We start from the raw sequence: 15774 nt of genomic DNA, 5'->3' as shown, positions 1-15774 counted from the left end.
ACTACACAATCCCCATTTTCTGTAATAGGAAGCTGGCATTCATGTTTTGACAGATGCCTTTTTTGAGCTTGTAGTCAAAAAACAGTTCGTCATTCACTATTTGGGCATCAAAGTAATAGTTGGCAACAGGCGGTAATTCTTTTTCAATTTCACATAAACTCAAATCGTGGGTGGCAATGATGCCCGTAGCATGGGTGGCCACTAGTTTTTCCACAAACTTACGGGAGCCAATGGCTTTATCGGTGCTATTGGTGCCTTTTAGTATTTCGTCTAAGATGATGAAATAAGGCTGGTCTTGGATAGCGTCGACGATATATTTTAATCTGGTCAATTCTGAAAAGAAATAACTGCTGTCATCGGTCAAGGAATCAGTGGTGCGCATGCTTGTAATCAACTTGATAGGGTGATAGCTGCTTTCTTGGGCGCATACCGGAAGCCCAACATTGGCCATCATGATGTGCAGGGACACTGTACGTAAAAAGGTGCTTTTCCCCGCCATGTTGGCGCCAGTGACAATAAAAAACTGTTGGTTGTCGATGATGAGGTCGCTGGTAATACGTTTGTTGGCATCCAATAATGGGTGGCCCAAACCTGTGGCATGGATCAAGGATTGGTCCTGCACAATTTTAGGGTACACAAAATCTGGTTGGTTAAAGGCGTAATTGGCCAAGGAGTTGTAGGCTTCAAAAAAGGATACGACGTCAAACCATTCCTTGGTAACGTCTTTATAAGTTGCAATCCATTGCTCGATATGGTAACTGTGCTTGAGGTCGGTTAGGAAGAGGCCATTTCCAAAAATGGCGGAGATAAGGTTGTTACGATTATCCAAAGCATCGAGGTAGCCAGACAATTGTCCAAATATGTCCGACGCCTTTTTATGATGCGATTGAATCTGTTCTTGTTTCTCGGTTAGGAGTTTCGATTGGAACGTTTGCGCTTCAATCTGTTGCAATAATTGTGCATACTGACGAAACGTATCTTTTACTTTATCGGTATGAGCGGCAAGGATGTTTATGTTCTTTAAATGACGCCCCGTGATCATGAGTCCTAATAACAACCAATAGCCACTGATGGACATGGGGATGAGCTGGAATATGGTTAAGGCCAATAGTGCTAAAGATGCCATGCTAAACCCTAAGGGAAGGTATTTTAATAGTTGGTTTGCAAAGGGTTTGTATTGCTGAAGCCAATTAATGATGTCCTTGTTTGGTGTTTCCACATGAATCAAGGAGGCTAAAGCCGAAAAGTTTTGACGCCATTCTGGAAGTTTGGTGAGTTCCTTAATGGCTTCTTGGCGTTTGGTGATGTTTTCAATGTTATTGGCGGTTAAGGTTTTTGCTAAATATTGTTTACCTTCTTTAGTTTTAGTTCGGTTTATAGTTTGGAAGAAAGAGCCTTTTCCGAAAAGGTCTATATCTAGGCTATAGGCGTGGTGAGGGTCTAGGAATTTTTCTCCGGTAGGCTGGTTGTCATAGTTGCCTGAGAGCATTTGTAATTCTGCTTCATTGATGTTGATCAAGGCTTTGGTTAAGCCACGCTGACGTTTTAAATCGGTGTATTTTGAGAGCAGGAATACAAAGAGAATGGTTCCTATAACTCCTATTGCCAAGGCTATGTGCCATGTGCTGAAGGTAAAGTAAATGCCGATGGCAGCAACCAAAAAAACTGTAAGCCGTAGACTACTTAGGACTACCAATTTTTTATTGAATTGCTTTAAGTGATTTTGATGATTTTCTAATTGGGTACTATAGAAGGTTGTAGGTTGTTCCATGGGTTGTAAATGAATGCTAAAGAAACAAAAAAAAACCTAAGCATTGCTGCTTAGGTTTTTTAATATCAATCACTATTAAAGGTTTATCCTTTTAAATTAGCTTTTAAGAATTCTCTATTCATTCTTGCAATGTTTTCTAATGAAATGCCTTTAGGACATTCAATCTCACAAGCTCCTGTGTTGGTACAGTTACCGAATCCTTCTAAATCCATTTGTTTTACCATGTTCATTACACGGTCTGTCGCTTCTACCTGTCCTTGTGGCAATAAGGCATATTGAGATACCTTAGCTCCTACGAATAACATAGCAGAAGAGTTTTTACAAGTGGCTACACAGGCACCACAGCCAATACAGGTGGCGGCGTCCATAGCCTCGTCGGCAGCATGTTTGGAAATAGGAATAGCGTTGGCATCTTGCGTGTTTCCAGACGTGTTTACCGAGATATACCCTCCAGCTTGCTGAATGCGCTCAAAAGAGGTTCTGTCTACAACTAAATCCTTAATTACAGGGAATGCCGCAGCTCTCCAAGGTTCGATGGTAATGGTGTCACCGTCTTTGAACATACGCATGTGTAACTGACAGGTAGTAACCCCACGGTCTGGACCGTGCGCTTCACCATTAATGTATAGCGAACACATTCCGCAAATACCCTCACGACAATCGTGATCGAAGGCTACTGGCTCTTCTCCGGTGTTTACCAATTGTTCGTTCAAAACATCCATCATTTCAAGAAAAGACATATGCTCTGAAATATCAGTAACTTTATAATCGACCATTTGACCCTTTGCATTTGAGTCTTTCTGTCTCCAAATTTTAAGTGTTAAATTCATAATGTCAATCTTATTTGTATGAACGTTGTTTTAGTTCGATATCTTTAAATTCTAGTTCTTCTTTATGTAGCACTGCATCTGCTGGTTCTCCTTTGTATTCCCATGCAGCAACAAAGGCGAAGTCTTTATCGTTACGTTTTGCTTCTCCTTTTTGCTCACCGCTTTCTTCAACAGATTCTTCTCTAAAGTGACCTCCACAAGACTCTTCTCTCATTAAGGCATCTTTAGCGAACAACTCACCCAATTCCAAGAAATCGGCCACACGACCTGCTTTTTCCAATTCAGGGTTCATTTCGTTGGCGTTTCCTGGTACTTTTACGTCTTTCCAGAATTCCTCACGAATTTGTTTAATTTCGGCCATGGCTTCTTTTAAACCTTGTTCGTTACGAGCCATGCCTACTTTGTCCCACATTACTTTTCCAAGACGTTTGTGGAAGTGGTCTACAGATTTCGTTCCGTTATTATTGATAAAGAAGTTGATTCTGTCTGTAACAGCTTTTTCAGCTTCTTCAAACTCTTTAGAGTCTGTTGGGATTTTTCCTGTACGAATATCGTCAGCTAAATAATCTCCAATCGTGTATGGTAATACGAAGTAACCATCGGCCAAACCTTGCATTAAGGCTGAAGCTCCAAGTCTGTTTGCTCCGTGATCTGAGAAGTTGGCTTCCCCGATACAGTAACATCCAGGAATGGTCGTCATCAAGTTGTAGTCTACCCAAACACCACCCATGGTATAGTGGGTTGCAGGGTAAATCATCATTGGAGTTTTGTACGGATCTTCGTCAACGATCTTTTCGTACATCTGGAATAAGTTCCCGTATTTAGCTTCTACGATTCCTTTTCCTAACTCGTATATTTTAGCCTCTGTTGGGTTGTCAATATTGTGAATTTTAGCCTGCTCCTTACCGTAGCGTTCTATAGCCGAAGCAAAATCCAAGTACACGGCTTCTCCAGTAGCATTTACACCGTAACCAGCATCACAACGCTCTTTTGCAGCACGAGATGCTACGTCACGTGGCACCAAGTTTCCGAAAGCAGGATAACGACGCTCTAAGTAGTAATCTCTTTCGTCTTCCGATAAATCGGTAGGCTTCTTACGGCCTTCACGAATGGCCATGACATCCTCCATGTTTTTAGGTACCCAGATACGTCCGTCGTTACGCAGGGATTCCGACATCAAGGTTAACTTAGATTGGTAATCACCTGAACGCGGAATACATGTTGGGTGGATTTGCGTAAAACAAGGGTTTGCGAAATACGCTCCTTTTTTGTGGATTTTCCAAGCAGCCGTAGCGTTGGATCCCATTGCGTTGGTTGATAGGAAATATACGTTTCCGTAACCTCCAGAAGCAATTACAACCGCGTGTGCAGAGTGGCGCTCTATTTCACCGGTAATAAGGTTTCTGGCAATGATACCTCTAGCCTTACCGTCTACCACTACAACGTCCAACATTTCGTGTCTGTTGAACATTTCAATCTTACCACGAGCAATCTGTCTGTTCATGGCAGAGTAAGCCCCAAGCAATAACTGTTGTCCTGTTTGTCCTTTGGCGTAAAACGTTCTGGATACCAAAACCCCACCAAACGAACGGTTGTCCAACAATCCTCCATAATCTCTAGCGAAAGGAACCCCTTGCGCCACACATTGGTCGATGATGTTGGCAGATACTTCAGCCAAGCGGTATACGTTCGCTTCACGAGAACGGTAATCCCCACCTTTTACGGTGTCGTAAAATAATCTATAAGTAGAGTCACCATCGCCTTGATAGTTTTTGGCGGCATTAATACCCCCTTGTGCAGCAATGGAGTGCGCACGACGTGGTGAATCTTGGTAGGCAAAAGCCTTTACGTTATATCCTAATTCGGCTAAGGTTGCTGCAGCAGAACCTCCTGCTAAACCTGTTCCTACCACGATAACATCAATGTGACGTTTGTTGGCAGGATTAACCAAGTTGATTTTATTTTTATAGTCTGTCCATTTATCTTTAATTGGACCCTTTGGTACTTTTGAATCTAAAGCCATTTGTGTATTTAAGATTAATGGTTAAAGTGGTGGAATAAAGCGATAATGATAAATCCTAGTGGGATAATTACAGAGTACGCTTTCCCTATTTGTTGCATCGTTTTTTTACGTCCTGCAGTCGCTCCCATAGATTGGAAGGCCGATGTAAATCCATGTGCCAAGTGTAAGCCTAAAAGCACAAACGCAATTACATAGGCTCCTACACGGATAGGAGATACAAATTTGTGTTGCAGTTCTTCAAAATAACGGTAGCTTTCGCCATCTGGCAATAATCCAGACATGTCGCCGTGGATGTATTTTACGTTAAGTTCAGGAATCCAGAAGTCGATGAAGTGAAGCAAAATAAATGCCAATACAACAACACCACTGATGATCATGTTTCGGCTCATCCAAGTAGAATTGGCCGCACCATTGTTTTGTGCATATTTTACGCCAATGGCTTTTCTGTTTTTTAATTCCAATACAAATCCCATCACAAAATGGAATACAACACCAAATATCAATACAGGTTGTAAGGCCAATTGCACCAAAGGATTTGTTCCCATGAAATGTGATAATTCATTGAATAAATCAGGACTAAAAAGTGATGTGATGTTTACCGCTAAATGAATTATTAAGAAAAACATTAGGAAGAAGGCCGAAAGTGCCATGGCCACTTTTCTTCCTATCGAAGATTTAAGAAATCCGCTCATTTTTTTGAAGTTAATTTTTATCGAACAAAGATACACTTCAAAAGAGATTTAGGCAAAGGGCTGTAGTTTAAATTAAGTATTTAGAATGATTTTAAACAGGTTGAAAAGTCGCTTAATTTGATACCGTTGGGATTAAGCCTCTTAGGCCCATATCGACCACTTGTTCGCCAGCTGCGGGTTCATATTTTCCGTCAAAATTTACTTCGTTCCACTCAAAACTGTTGTTGATGGAAAATGATAGGGTAACTTCCATATCTTGTGTTTCGTTTCCGGTTATGGAGAAGCCTTCTTCAAACTCACCGGTTACCACACAAGATCCCTGTGGAATAGGAGAGGAATCGAACAATGGATTTGGGACTGTTGTGGCGCCTTCTGGAGCTTGCCCTTCAGAAGTGTAACCTTCTGCTTCAAAAGCCCAAAATCCTTGGGGACGGTTATCGTTTACATCAAAAGTACTGCCGTTCAAATTGAAGGAAGTGATGTAGGTGTTGTAGCCTACAAAACTTGCCAAAGTTCCTGTGTAATCAATGGCATTTACAAGTAAATCAATCGCTCCTTCTTGGTAGGCTAGGGATACGCGGACCCATTCATAAGTTCCGGAAGTGACTTGGCTTAGGGGGACGGTTAAAAACACATCGCCATCTGCGCCAAAGGTGGCATTTTGAAAGTCGATAGCGTTGGCGCCTCCTGCTGTGGTTTCCTGGCCCATAAAAATGACTTCTCCTTCTCCCAATGGCGTATATGGGTCTGGAGCAAATTCAATGTAATTGGCACTCATGCGGGTGATGGTGGGAGATTGGGCTGCATTGCCTTCTGGAATGCTGGACGGTTGTCCTAAATTGTTGAGACGTTCCTGGGTAGGATCGAATTTCAACTTAATAATAAGGTTGGGTTCTGTGCTTTGGATGTTGTCGTCTTGGTCTTCGCTGCAAGACAGCATCATTGTGATTACGGCTAGTACGCTAAGTTTTAAAAATTTCATCAGATTGGGGTTTCTATATATAACTTGAAAGTATTAAAAATAGTATAAATTTTGAAAGTTGCCTTTTGGGGTGGTGTTTGCAACAAATGCTTATTAAGTTGATATCCTGATAGAATCTCTTTACTTTTGTTACCTAAATATAATTTTATGAAATACTTACCTATAGATCGTGAATTGTTTATTAAAAATCGTAAAAACTTTGCCGCCCAAATGGAGCCGAATAGTTTAGCGATTTTTAACTCCAATGATATTTATCCAATCAGTGCCGATAGCACCATGCCATTTCAACAAAGTCGGGATATTTTTTATCTCAGTGGTGTGGATCAGGAGGAGAGTATTTTGGTGATTTTTCCCGATTGTCCTAAGGAGCAGCACAGGGAATTGTTGTTTTTGAAAGAAACCAATGAGCATATTGCTGTTTGGGAAGGGGAGAAGCTTACCAAGGAAAAGGCTTTTGAAACTTCTGGAATCAAGACCGTGTATTGGTTGAAAGATATGGAAAAGGTGTTGTTTGAATTGATGACCCAGTGTGATACAGTATATATTAATACCAACGAACACTATAGAGCCAATGTGGAAACGGAAACTCGTGAGGCTCGATTTGTAAAGTGGTTAAAAGATCGCTATCCGGCGCACCGTGTGGCCAAAAGCAATCCAATTTTGCAACGTTTACGTTCAGTAAAGGATCCAATAGAAATTGGCTTGATGCAAAAGGCTTGTGATATTACTGAAAAAGGATTTCGTCGCGTGTTGGATTTTGTAAAGCCAGGCGTATGGGAATATGAAATTGAAGCTGAATTGATGCATGAATTCTTGAGAAACCGTTCTAAAGGATTTGCCTATACCCCTATCATTGCATCCGGAAATAATGCCAATGTGTTGCACTATGTAGAAAACAACCAGCAATGTAAGGATGGGGATTTGATTTTGTTTGATACAGCAGCTGAATATGCCAATTACTCTAGTGACTTGAGTAGAACAGTTCCTGTTTCCGGTAAATTTACCAAAAGACAGAAGGAGGTATACAATGCTGTATTGAAAGTGAAGGATGATGCTACCAAATTGTTGGTGCCAGGAACGCTATGGGCAGAGTATCATGTGGAGGTCGGAAAAATGATGACTTCAGAGCTTTTGGGGCTAGGCTTGTTGGATAAGGCCGATGTGCAGAATGAAAATCCAGATTGGCCAGCTTACAAAAAGTACTTTATGCATGGTACTAGTCACCATATTGGTTTGGATACGCATGATTATGGTATTTTAACAGAGCCAATGCAGCCAAACATGGTGTTTACTGTAGAGCCGGGGATTTATATTCCAGAAGAAGGTTTTGGAATTCGCTTGGAAGACGATGTTGTTGTTCAGCCTAACGGGGAACCCTTCAATTTAATGGCAAATATCCCAATTAAAGCAGAGGAGATTGAGGATTTAATGAATCAATAGGAATATATCTAACTAACAAAAAAAGGACGTTTTTCAACGTCCTTTTTTTGTTAGTTAGATACTTGGGTTATTCCGCTAGTTCTGTTTCAAAAATATAGCGGTTTAGTTTTCTAAGTGTTTCCACTTTGTCGCTTGTATTGATTAATAGCGAAATATTGTTGTTGCTTCCTCCGTAAGCAATCATTCTTATATTGACGTCCTGAAGGATTTGGAATAACTTAGGGGTGTCTGGGTGATAGACAATATTGTTTCCAACGGCACAAACAATGGTTCTGTATTCATCTACTTCTACCGATGAGAATTTTTCCAACTCCTCTACAATATGCGATAAATTTGTAGTGTCATCGATGGTAAGGGATACGGCAATTTCCGAAGTGGTAATCATGTCGATGGAGGTCTCGTATTTCTCGAAAATTTCGAATACTTTTTTCAAGAAACCGTGAGCCAATAACATTCTGCCAGATTTAATTTTGATGGCGGTAATGTTATCTTTAGCAGCAATTGCTTTTATGCCCTCTCCGTGGATTTTGTTGGTAATTAACGTGCCGTAGGCAGCAGGAGCCATGGTGTTTTTAAGTCTTACCGGGATATCTAGGTCACGAACGGGCATTACGGTTTGAGGATGTAATATTTTAGCTCCAAAATAAGCCAATTCTGCAGCTTCATCGAACGATAAGTTTGAAATGGCATGGGTGTCCTGTACAAATCGTGGATCGTTGTTGTGGAACCCGTCGATATCAGTCCAAATTTGGACTTCTTCTGCATTGATGGCTGCACCAATAATAGTGGCCGTGTAATCGCTACCGCCACGTTGAAGATTGGCTACAGCGCCTTCGGCGTCTAAACAAATAAATCCTTGAGTGATATAGATGTCGGCCTCCGGTAGGTTGTTTATGATGCGGTTTAGGTTTTGTTTGATATAGAAATTATCAGGTTCATGCGCTTTGTCAACACGCATAAAATCCAATGCTGAAATTAGTTGGGCGTTAATACCTTGTTGTTTTAGAAATTGGGTGAATAGGAAGGTTGACAGCAATTCGCCTTGCGAAACTATTGTGTTGTATAGTAGTTCGTTGTGTGGTTTTTCGGCGCATGTTAATAATGTATTAATTACTTCAAGGATGTAGGCGGTGGCTTCGTTCGCCAAGGTTTGATCCTGGAGCAACTCTTCAATAACGTCCTGATATTTGTCGTTAAGGGCTGCGATTAATTGTTTGGCTTCAGTAATGTTTTTAGCTTTAATGGTTTCTGAGATTTCCACAAGTGCATTAGTGGTTCCAGACATGGCTGATAGGACTACTATCTTTTTGTTGCCATCATTAATGATGTTTTTTACATTGGTCATGTTGGTTACTGAACCAACTGAAGTACCTCCAAACTTTAATACTAACATAGTCTTAATCTTTATTTATACTGCAAAGGTATTTATAAGTGCTTGTTTTAGAATGAAAATAAAAATATTACGCTAAATTTGCACATAATGTTAAATAATTAACGAAATGAAAACTATTGCGTCTTGTGTGACTGAATTGCTGGTTTCCCAGCCCTTTTTGGAGGAAGCCTTATCCAGGAATATTATTAACTACAGTGCTTTGGCGGAAGAACTAGTGCCGGCCGTAAGTGAAATGCTTAAGAAACCCGTGAAGTCTGGAGCCATTATGATGGCCTTGCGGCGATATAGTGCGCCGCAAAATATTGCAAGTTCTGTTAAATTGAAGAAGATGTTGGAAGGTTTGGGTGATATTACAGTGCGGTCTAATTTAACGGACTTTACTTTTCAAAATTCAAAAACGCTTATTGACAGTCATTCTAGGATTTTAGAACATGTTGGGGTAAACACTAGTATCTTTTATGCTTTTACAAGGGGGATACATGAAAGTAATCTTATCATCTCAAGTTCTGAAGAGCGGCATGTTTTGGATTGTTTTAAAGGAGAGCAATTAATAGGTATGGTTGGGCAACTGTCTGCAATAAGTATAAGTTTGCCATTAAATAATTCTAGAGTTACAGGTTTGTATTATCAAATTTTTAAGCGTTTGGCTTGGGAGGGTATTGCGTTGTATGAAGTGGTGTCTACCACCAATGAGTTTACAGTGCTTATAGAAGATCCGTTAATTGATAAGGCCTTTTCGGTGATTAAAAGGTTGAAAGTCTAATTGAAGTTTGTTGACTTTGTATGTGTAAAATTGGATTAATTTTGCAAATAAATTGATTTGGATATGACAATTGTTTATAAAGAAGTTGCTGTACATTATAAAGTTGAGGGGCAGGGGAAGCCCGTTGTTTTGCTTCATGGTTTTTTGGAGAATATTGAAATGTGGAATCATCTTGCTGGCACTTTAAAAAGCAGTCATCAGGTTGTTATGATTGATTTGTTGGGGCACGGTGAAACAGGTTGTCTTGGTTACATACATAGTATGGAAGATATGGCTAAGGCGGTTAATGCTGTGCTCGAAAATCTGGGGGTTATGAATGCTGTTGTTATTGGGCATTCTATGGGAGGCTATGTGGCTCTTGCTTTGCAGGAGTTGTTTCCGCTCCGGGTTGGTGCAATTTGTTTATTGAATTCAACGGCGGAATCTGACAACGAGGAGCGCAGGCTTAATAGGGATCGGGCGATTAAGGCGGTAAAACAAAACCATAAGGCTTTTGTAAGTATGGCAGTGGCAAATTTATTTGCTGAGGAAAATAGGGAGCGGTTCGCAACTGAAATTAATGACGTAAAAAATGAGGCTCTTAAAACGCCATTACAAGGAATTGTTGCAGCTTTGGAAGGAATGAAGATTAGAAAGGATAGACGGAGTCAATTCGTGAATGGTAAGTTTAAAAAGTTATTGGTCATAGGACTTAAGGATCCGGTTTTGGACTATGATAGCGTGATGGGGTATGTGTCTGGATCGGATATAGAATTGGTTGAATTTCCTGACGGTCATATGAGCTATATTGAAGATAGGAAAGAATTAGATTACAAAATATTGCATTTTATCGAAAATTAGGTCTTTTTGACGAATTTAATTTGTTTTTTTCATTAAGTTTAACTGTCTCAAAATATAGTGATTATGAAAACAACTACTAACCCCAACTCTGCAGCTAAACTTTATTGTGGCGTTTTTGGTCACAAATATGAAGTCACTAAAAAGGTGACCTTGCATGTAAAGGAGTATACTTGCAAATGCTGCAAAAGACAACTAACTACCGATAGCGATGGCCATTTAAGAGAATTGACGCCTAAGTATCAGGAAATAAATAGTTTGTTGGAGCAGGTCTACACAAGACGTATGAGTCGTTTGCAGGCTAAATCGCTTGGAACGGCTGCTTATTAAATAATTGTTCTCTCCTTATTTTTAACATTTAATTGCTTTTCAATTTTCTTCTGAAAAGTAAGTGGATGATGTATTGTGCTGAAATTCAGTTAGTTTTATTGGATTTTTAGTTGTCGTTTCCTGAAAGAAAAAGCCTGTTAATTTTATAACGTTAATTTATTTGCTCAATTCAATTTTTTTGCTAAGTTAGGGTTCCCTAATATTTAATTGAATAGCGCCTTGAAAACTTTAATTTGTAAACTGTTCGATCATCATTTTGTGATGAAAAAAGAGATTACGCTCTATGTAAAAGAGTACGAATGTAAATTCTGCAAGAAGCAAGTAACTACCAGTGATACGGGTAGATTGACTCCTTTGACAGATACACGAAAGGAAATCAATGAAATACTTGGTCAACTTTATGAAAAGAGGACCAAGCGAAAATTAGAGCACCACTGTTCTTAGTTATCTAGTGCATTCCATCCCTTAGCAATAATGGGGATTGCTTCTTCCGCACGTGTAATTAAATGCATGCCCCTGCTTTCTTCGGTTATATAACCAATCACCGACAGGTTAGGATTGGCCTTTATTTTAGGGAAGTCCTCTTGCGAAATCGTCATCAATAATTCATAATCTTCGCCACCGTTTAAAGCAATGGTTGTGCTGTCAATTTCAAATTCCTCACAAGTGGCAATAACCTGAGGATCCAATGGTATTTTGTTTTCGTAAAGTTCTGCGCCTACCTTGCTTTGTTTGCAAAGGTGAATGATTTCAGAAGATAGGCCGTCGCTAATGTCAATCATAGCCGTTGGTTTGACCTCCAGATCTTTTAATAGCTTTATAATATCCTTCCTAGCTTCTGGTTTTAGCTGTCTTTCTATGATGTAGGTGTAGGCGTCCAAATCTGGTTGGTTGTTTGGGTTCACTTCAAATACTTTCTTTTCGCGCTCCAAAACCTGTAGGCCCATGTAGGCACCGCCCAAATCTCCTGTGACTACTAAAAGGTCATTTGGTTTTGCGCCGTTTCTATAGGCAATATCTTCTTTGTTGGCGGTTCCAAAAGCGGTTACGGAAATTAGTAAGCCTTTTGTGGACGATGTCGTATCGCCTCCCACAACATCAACTCCGTAAATTTTAGCAGCCGTTTCAATACCGGCGTACAGTTCTTCCAATGCCTCTAAAGGAAATCTGTTGGAAACAGCTATGGAGACTGTTATTTGGCTGGCCATGGCATTCATGGCATATACATCGGAAAGATTCACCATTACAGATTTATATCCTAGGTGTTTTAACGGCATATAGCTCAAGTCGAAATGTACATTTTCAACCAGTAAATCGGTAGTAATTACTACTTGCTGGTTGCCGAAATCGCAAACGGCAGCGTCATCACCAATACCTTTTATGGTAGATTCGTGGGTGATTTTAAAGTTCTTGGTTAAATGGTCAATAAGGCCAAATTCTCCAAGTTCACTAAGCGGGGTACGGGCTTGATTCTTGTCTTCTATCATGTTGCAAATTTAAGGATATTTGAATGATTTTAGGAATCCTTTTTAAGATATCCAGGGCTGCCTGTGGGCATCAATAGTTTCTATAGGCCTATTTGCTAATATAATGTTAGGTTCGCTTGATTAAGCCTACTTATATTGTATATTTGCAGTCTATTTAGATGTAATCTATATTATTATGATTAAAGTATCAGAAGCGGCTAAAAAGAAAGTTGTGGAGTTAATGGCCGAGGATGGCTATAACTCTGTCACTGATTTTGTTCGGGTTGGTGTGAAAAGTGGTGGTTGTTCTGGTTTGTCATACGATTTGAAGTTTGACAAAGAGCAGCTGGATGAAGATAAGGTGTTTGAAGACAATGGTGTAAAAATTATTGTGGACAAGAAGAGCTTTTTATATCTAATTGGTACCACTTTGGAGTATTCCGGAGGATTAAATGGAAGCGGTTTTGTATTCAACAACCCAAATGCCAATAGGACTTGTGGTTGTGGTGAATCGTTTTCACTGTAAATTGAAGCGTAAAGAGAATGAGTAAGTATACTGAAGACGATTTAAGAGAAGAGTTAAAAACCAAGGAATACGAGTACGGTTTTTATACAGACATAGAGTCTGATACCTTTCCTGTAGGATTGAACGAGGAGATTGTTAGGGCAATTTCCAAAAAGAAAGAAGAGCCAGAGTGGATGACCAACTGGAGGTTGGAAGCCTTTAGGGCTTGGGAGCAAATGATTGAGCCAGAGTGGGCCAATGTGCATTATGAAAAGCCCGATTTTCAAGCGATTTCCTATTATTCTGCCCCTAACAAAAAGCCAAAGTACAACAGCTTGGATGAAGTAGATCCTGAGTTGTTGGCTACATTTGAAAAGTTAGGGATTTCTTTGGATGAACAGAAGAAATTAGCTGGTGTGGCTATGGATGTGGTTGTGGATTCCGTTTCGGTGGCGACTACTTTCAAAAAGACCTTGGCTGAAAAGGGGATTATTTTCTGTTCCATTTCCGAAGCCATTCAAGAGCATCCGGAATTGGTGAAAAAATATATCGGGACTGTAGTGCCACAAAAGGATAACTTTTATGCGGCATTGAATAGTGCAGTGTTTAGTGATGGTAGTTTCTGTTATATTCCAAAAGGGGTAAAATGCCCAATGGAATTGTCTACCTATTTTAGAATTAACCAAGCAGGAACAGGGCAGTTTGAACGTACCTTGGTCATTGCCGATGAAGGTAGTTATGTAAGTTATTTGGAAGGGTGTACTGCACCAAGTAGAGATGAAAATCAATTGCATGCTGCGGTGGTGGAATTGATTGCCATGGACGATGCCGAAATCAAGTATTCTACAGTGCAAAACTGGTATCCAGGAAACTCCGAAGGAAAAGGAGGGGTTTTCAATTTTGTGACCAAACGTGGATTGTGCGAAACCAATGCCAAGATTTCTTGGACGCAGGTAGAAACCGGTAGTGCCGTGACTTGGAAATACCCAAGTTGTGTGTTGAAAGGTGATAATTCGGTAGGAGAATTTTATTCTATCGCTGTTACCAATAACTTCCAACAGGCAGATACTGGAACGAAAATGATTCACTTAGGAAAGAATACCAAATCGACCATTATTTCCAAAGGTATTTCTGCAGGGAAATCGCAAAACTCCTATAGAGGTTTGGTTCAGGTACATTCAAGAGCAGAAAACGCGAGAAACTTTTCGCAATGTGATAGCTTGTTGATGGGTAATGAGTGTGGTGCCCATACCTTCCCATATATTGAAGCTAAAAATAAAACGGCTCAAATAGAGCACGAGGCCACGACCAGTAAAATTGGTGAAGACCAAATTTTTTACTGCAATCAACGTGGTATCGATACTGAAAAAGCGATTGCACTTATCGTAAACGGGTTCAGTAAGGAGGTGTTGAACAAATTGCCAATGGAGTTTGCGGTAGAAGCCCAAAAACTATTGGAAATTAGTTTGGAAGGTTCCGTAGGATAAGCATTAGAGAAGACTAGAAATTAAAAGTGTAACATCCAAAAAGTGAATTCATATATGAAAAACATCTTCACATTATTATGTATAGCCGGATTGGCTTTAAGCTGTAAAAATGAATCAAAACCAGCAGAAGTAACAGGAGACGCCATTACTGAAACTACCCCAAAAAATGATGGGTATGTTGAAATGACCGGCGAGTTTGTATACTATGCCGATGCTGCTGTGCTACACACGCCGTCTGAGGTTTATGCGGTTGTGATTAATGAGAAGATGCATGAATTGGATGATAAGGCAAAGGCCTATAAGGAAGAACCAACCGATTATGTAACCGTTCAGGTGAGAGGGGTAATTACTCCAAAACCAGAAGGGGAAGAAGGTTGGGACAACCGTTTTGATATAAAAGAGATTATTAAAGTTATGGCATCTAACAAGGAAAAGGATGTTATTAAATTAGGAGCAGAATAAGTATGTTAAAGATTACCAATTTACACGCAAGTGTTGAGGATAAAGGAATTCTTAGAGGAATTAACCTAGAAGTAAAACCTGGTGAAGTTCATGCCATCATGGGGCCTAACGGTTCTGGAAAAAGTACCTTGGCTTCGGTTATTGCAGGGAAGGAAGAATATGAAGTAGAAGAAGGCGAAATCCTTTTGGAAGACGAGGCTATCGACGAGCTTTCGGCTGAGGAGCGTGCCCACAAGGGAATCTTTTTGTCTTTTCAGTATCCTGTTGAAATTCCTGGTGTTTCAGTGACCAACTTTATGAAAACGGCCATCAACGAAACCCGCAAGGCTAAGGGCTTGGAAGAGATGCCAGCCAACGAAATGCTTAAAATGATTCGTGAGAAATCCGAATTATTGGAAATCGATAGAAAATTCTTGTCACGTTCCTTAAACGAAGGGTTTTCTGGAGGAGAGAAGAAGCGTAATGAAATTTTCCAAATGGCCATGTTGGAGCCAAAATTGGCCATCCTTGACGAAACAGATTCAGGGTTGGATATTGACGCCCTTCGTATTGTTGCCAATGGGGTGAACAAATTAAAAAGTAAGGACAACGCTGTGGTAGTCATTACCCACTACCAACGTTTGTTGGACTATATCGTGCCAGATTATGTGCATGTATTGTATAAAGGTAGAATTGTAAAATCAGGAGGCAAGGAATTGGCCCATGAATTGGAGGAAAAAGGGTACGACTGGATCAAGGAAGAAGTAAACGCTTAAACTTGGAAAACCGTTGTTTTCTTACTGATTATTGAAGA

At 40.1% G+C, this 15774-nt stretch carries 16 protein-coding genes; 9 read left to right on the top strand and 7 right to left on the bottom strand.

Annotated elements, in window-relative coordinates:
* Position 1: 1 nt before the first annotated feature.
* The 5 genes from RBH95_RS00160 to RBH95_RS00140 all read right to left on the bottom strand — a co-directional run bounded on the left by RBH95_RS00160 (position 2) and on the right by RBH95_RS00140 (position 6298).
* Entirely contained in the window at positions 2–1771 is a 1770-nt protein-coding gene (locus tag RBH95_RS00160) for a DNA mismatch repair protein MutS (protein ID WP_307900723.1), read from the bottom strand.
* An 83-nt stretch (positions 1772–1854) separates the two neighbouring features.
* The gene (locus tag RBH95_RS00155) at positions 1855–2601 is read right to left on the bottom strand and encodes a succinate dehydrogenase/fumarate reductase iron-sulfur subunit (protein ID WP_307900722.1); all 747 of its coding nucleotides are present in this window, start codon (positions 2599–2601) and stop codon (positions 1855–1857) included.
* Positions 2602–2611: 10 nt separating this feature from the next.
* Positions 2612–4624, bottom strand: a complete 2013-nt coding sequence (locus RBH95_RS00150; protein WP_307900721.1) for a fumarate reductase/succinate dehydrogenase flavoprotein subunit — start codon at positions 4622–4624, stop codon at positions 2612–2614.
* Between the two features lie 14 nt (positions 4625–4638).
* Positions 4639–5316, bottom strand: coding sequence for a succinate dehydrogenase cytochrome b subunit (locus tag RBH95_RS00145; protein ID WP_053976399.1), 678 nt, complete (start codon positions 5314–5316; stop codon positions 4639–4641).
* Between the two features lie 112 nt (positions 5317–5428).
* Positions 5429–6298, bottom strand: a complete 870-nt coding sequence (locus RBH95_RS00140) for a hypothetical protein (protein WP_307900720.1) — start codon at positions 6296–6298, stop codon at positions 5429–5431.
* Positions 6299–6445: 147 nt separating this feature from the next.
* Between RBH95_RS00140 and RBH95_RS00135 the strand changes: the two genes are divergently transcribed.
* The gene (locus RBH95_RS00135; RefSeq protein WP_307900719.1) at positions 6446–7738 is read left to right on the top strand and encodes an aminopeptidase P family protein; all 1293 of its coding nucleotides are present in this window, start codon (positions 6446–6448) and stop codon (positions 7736–7738) included.
* 67 nt (positions 7739–7805) lie between these two features.
* Here the strand turns inward: RBH95_RS00135 and RBH95_RS00130 are convergent, their stop codons facing one another.
* The gene (locus tag RBH95_RS00130) at positions 7806–9131 is read right to left on the bottom strand and encodes an aspartate kinase (protein WP_307900718.1); all 1326 of its coding nucleotides are present in this window, start codon (positions 9129–9131) and stop codon (positions 7806–7808) included.
* Between the two features lie 106 nt (positions 9132–9237).
* Here RBH95_RS00130 and RBH95_RS00125 point away from each other — a divergent pair, with 106 nt between their 5' ends.
* The 4 genes from RBH95_RS00125 (at position 9238) to RBH95_RS00110 (ending at position 11505) form a co-directional block, all read left to right on the top strand.
* Positions 9238–9894, top strand: coding sequence for a hypothetical protein (locus tag RBH95_RS00125; RefSeq protein ID WP_307900717.1), 657 nt, complete (start codon positions 9238–9240; stop codon positions 9892–9894).
* Positions 9895–9957: 63 nt separating this feature from the next.
* Positions 9958–10734 (top strand): alpha/beta fold hydrolase, encoded by a 777-nt coding sequence (locus RBH95_RS00120; protein WP_307900716.1) that lies wholly within the window; start codon positions 9958–9960, stop codon positions 10732–10734.
* A 63-nt stretch (positions 10735–10797) separates the two neighbouring features.
* Positions 10798–11061, top strand: a complete 264-nt coding sequence (locus RBH95_RS00115) for a hypothetical protein (protein WP_307900715.1) — start codon at positions 10798–10800, stop codon at positions 11059–11061.
* Between the two features lie 261 nt (positions 11062–11322).
* Positions 11323–11505 carry a hypothetical protein gene (locus tag RBH95_RS00110; RefSeq protein ID WP_307900714.1) on the top strand — a complete coding sequence of 61 codons (183 nt, stop codon included), beginning with the start codon at positions 11323–11325 and terminating at the stop codon, positions 11503–11505.
* On the opposite strand, the gene thiL is transcribed toward RBH95_RS00110, so the two are convergent.
* Complete coding sequence (gene thiL / locus RBH95_RS00105; protein WP_307900713.1) at positions 11502–12548, bottom strand: thiamine-phosphate kinase; 1047 nt, start codon at positions 12546–12548, stop codon at positions 11502–11504. The genes RBH95_RS00110 and thiL overlap by 4 nt on opposite strands.
* A 175-nt stretch (positions 12549–12723) precedes the next feature.
* Between thiL and RBH95_RS00100 the strand changes: the two genes are divergently transcribed.
* The 4 genes from RBH95_RS00100 to sufC are packed head-to-tail and all read left to right on the top strand — an operon-like array spanning position 12724 to position 15736.
* A complete protein-coding gene (locus RBH95_RS00100) occupies positions 12724–13053 on the top strand; it encodes an iron-sulfur cluster assembly accessory protein (RefSeq protein ID WP_307900712.1) in 330 nt (109 codons plus the stop codon).
* A 17-nt stretch (positions 13054–13070) separates the two neighbouring features.
* The gene (gene sufB, locus RBH95_RS00095) at positions 13071–14519 is read left to right on the top strand and encodes a Fe-S cluster assembly protein SufB (RefSeq protein ID WP_307900711.1); all 1449 of its coding nucleotides are present in this window, start codon (positions 13071–13073) and stop codon (positions 14517–14519) included.
* A gap of 54 nt (positions 14520–14573) precedes the next feature.
* Positions 14574–14981, top strand: coding sequence for a hypothetical protein (locus tag RBH95_RS00090; protein ID WP_307900710.1), 408 nt, complete (start codon positions 14574–14576; stop codon positions 14979–14981).
* 2 nt (positions 14982–14983) lie between these two features.
* The gene (gene sufC / locus RBH95_RS00085) at positions 14984–15736 is read left to right on the top strand and encodes a Fe-S cluster assembly ATPase SufC (RefSeq protein WP_307900709.1); all 753 of its coding nucleotides are present in this window, start codon (positions 14984–14986) and stop codon (positions 15734–15736) included.
* Positions 15737–15774 lie beyond the last annotated feature (38 nt).

Origin of the sequence: Mangrovimonas sp. YM274 (assembly GCF_030908385.1) — a bacterium.
In the GTDB taxonomy this organism is placed as follows: Bacteria; Bacteroidota; Bacteroidia; order Flavobacteriales; family Flavobacteriaceae; genus Mangrovimonas_A.
Note: the sequence above shows the minus strand (reverse complement) of the source record. Positions and strands in the feature narration are given on the sequence as shown.

What these genes read in the sequence shown, in the direction of transcription:
- RBH95_RS00160 (WP_307900723.1), bottom strand. Translation starts at nt 1,771, where the DNA reads ATGGAACAACCTACAACCTTCTATAGTACCCAATTAGAAAATCATCAA.
- RBH95_RS00155 (WP_307900722.1), bottom strand. Translation starts at nt 2,601, where the DNA reads ATGAATTTAACACTTAAAATTTGGAGACAGAAAGACTCAAATGCAAAG.
- RBH95_RS00150 (WP_307900721.1), bottom strand. Translation starts at nt 4,624, where the DNA reads ATGGCTTTAGATTCAAAAGTACCAAAGGGTCCAATTAAAGATAAATGG.
- RBH95_RS00145 (WP_053976399.1), bottom strand. Translation starts at nt 5,316, where the DNA reads ATGAGCGGATTTCTTAAATCTTCGATAGGAAGAAAAGTGGCCATGGCA.
- RBH95_RS00140 (WP_307900720.1), bottom strand. Translation starts at nt 6,298, where the DNA reads ATGAAATTTTTAAAACTTAGCGTACTAGCCGTAATCACAATGATGCTG.
- RBH95_RS00135 (WP_307900719.1), top strand. Translation starts at nt 6,446, where the DNA reads ATGAAATACTTACCTATAGATCGTGAATTGTTTATTAAAAATCGTAAA.
- RBH95_RS00130 (WP_307900718.1), bottom strand. Translation starts at nt 9,131, where the DNA reads ATGTTAGTATTAAAGTTTGGAGGTACTTCAGTTGGTTCAGTAACCAAC.
- RBH95_RS00125 (WP_307900717.1), top strand. Translation starts at nt 9,238, where the DNA reads ATGAAAACTATTGCGTCTTGTGTGACTGAATTGCTGGTTTCCCAGCCC.
- RBH95_RS00120 (WP_307900716.1), top strand. Translation starts at nt 9,958, where the DNA reads ATGACAATTGTTTATAAAGAAGTTGCTGTACATTATAAAGTTGAGGGG.
- RBH95_RS00115 (WP_307900715.1), top strand. Translation starts at nt 10,798, where the DNA reads ATGAAAACAACTACTAACCCCAACTCTGCAGCTAAACTTTATTGTGGC.
- RBH95_RS00110 (WP_307900714.1), top strand. Translation starts at nt 11,323, where the DNA reads ATGAAAAAAGAGATTACGCTCTATGTAAAAGAGTACGAATGTAAATTC.
- thiL (WP_307900713.1), bottom strand. Translation starts at nt 12,548, where the DNA reads ATGATAGAAGACAAGAATCAAGCCCGTACCCCGCTTAGTGAACTTGGA.
- RBH95_RS00100 (WP_307900712.1), top strand. Translation starts at nt 12,724, where the DNA reads ATGATTAAAGTATCAGAAGCGGCTAAAAAGAAAGTTGTGGAGTTAATG.
- sufB (WP_307900711.1), top strand. Translation starts at nt 13,071, where the DNA reads ATGAGTAAGTATACTGAAGACGATTTAAGAGAAGAGTTAAAAACCAAG.
- RBH95_RS00090 (WP_307900710.1), top strand. Translation starts at nt 14,574, where the DNA reads ATGAAAAACATCTTCACATTATTATGTATAGCCGGATTGGCTTTAAGC.
- sufC (WP_307900709.1), top strand. Translation starts at nt 14,984, where the DNA reads ATGTTAAAGATTACCAATTTACACGCAAGTGTTGAGGATAAAGGAATT.